Raw genomic sequence first — 1145 nt, forward strand, 5'->3', positions numbered from 1 at the left:
GTTACTGAGGTTTTCAGGGTGGGGTCGGTGGGTTGAGGCCGGTGGCGGTGAGGCAGCCGTTGATCAGGTGGGGTCGGAGCTGGATTCTTCGTAACTCGCGACGGAGGGTGCGGTCGAGTTCGTCGGGTGTCTCGAAAGCGGTGTTGGCCATCGCCCTGCGGACCAGTGACCAGAGGGCCTCGACGGGATTGAGGTCGGGTGCATACGGCGGCAGCCGGACGGTGGTGAGCCAGTCGTGCTCGGTCTCGTAGCGCTTCAGCCCGGCGGTCAGATGGGTGTTGAGATTGTCCCAGACCACCACGATCGGGCCGCCGAGCTGGATGTGTGCCCGCACCAGGAGGTCGCGGTAGTCCTGCCAGGAGAAGCTTTTGCGTGCGCCCTTGAGTAGGAGATGGGTGCGGGGGCGGTGGATGAGGCGGCTCTTCTCGCCGGGTTTGTAGCAGCACAGCGCGGCGATGGAGGTCCGGCGGCGGGACCTGCCACGGACGTGGATGAGGGGGGTCTGGCCGCGCCGGCCCCAGGTGCGGGCCCGGGGCGGAGTCATCGAGAAGCCGGCCTCGTCCTCGAAGACGATCCAGGCCCCGGATGCCGCCGCGAGTCTTTTACCTTCGGCCACACCTGCTTCTTCCACAGCTCCACCGCGTGCTCGTCGCGCTCCAGTGCTCGGCGGGCGGGTGCCTGCCAGGACCAGCCGTGCCGTTTCAGCAGCCTCCACACCGTCGCCACCGACAGCGTCAGGCGCAGACGGCGGCGGATCACCGTCTGGACCCGGGCCAGAGTCCACCGCTCATCGTTGAAGCCGTGCGCCGACGGACCCTTGCCGAGTTCCTCCTCCAGTTCGGCGAACTGGGCATCAGTGACAGCCGGGGAGTTGGCCGGCCCGGCGGAGCGCAGGGCTTCCATACCGCCTTCGCGCCATGCGCGACGCCAGCGTTCCACCGACCGCACACTCACCCGCAGGTCCTTCGCGATGACGGCGGTCTTCTCACCCGCCGCGAACCGTTGCCCGGCCTGAAACCGGACCCCCTCACGAAACGCCCGACGCTCAGCGGTCAGGCCCCCACCCTCCGGATAGCGCATCCCACCGGCATACCGCAGGGATCATGAACCGTCACTACCCGACGACAACCCGAAAACCTCAGTAG

General features: G+C 67.9%; 1 protein-coding gene. It reads right to left on the reverse strand.

Annotated features, from left to right (window positions below; translation table 11 throughout):
• Positions 1–13: 13 nt before the first annotated feature.
• A protein-coding gene (locus ACWGH0_RS34695; RefSeq protein ID WP_453408255.1) for an IS630 family transposase occupies positions 14–1080 on the reverse strand; the annotation gives its coding sequence in 2 pieces (ribosomal slippage) (positions 14–570 and positions 570–1080; 1068 coding nt in all).
• Positions 1081–1145 lie beyond the last annotated feature (65 nt).

This window comes from Streptomyces sp. NPDC054887, from assembly GCF_053610585.1.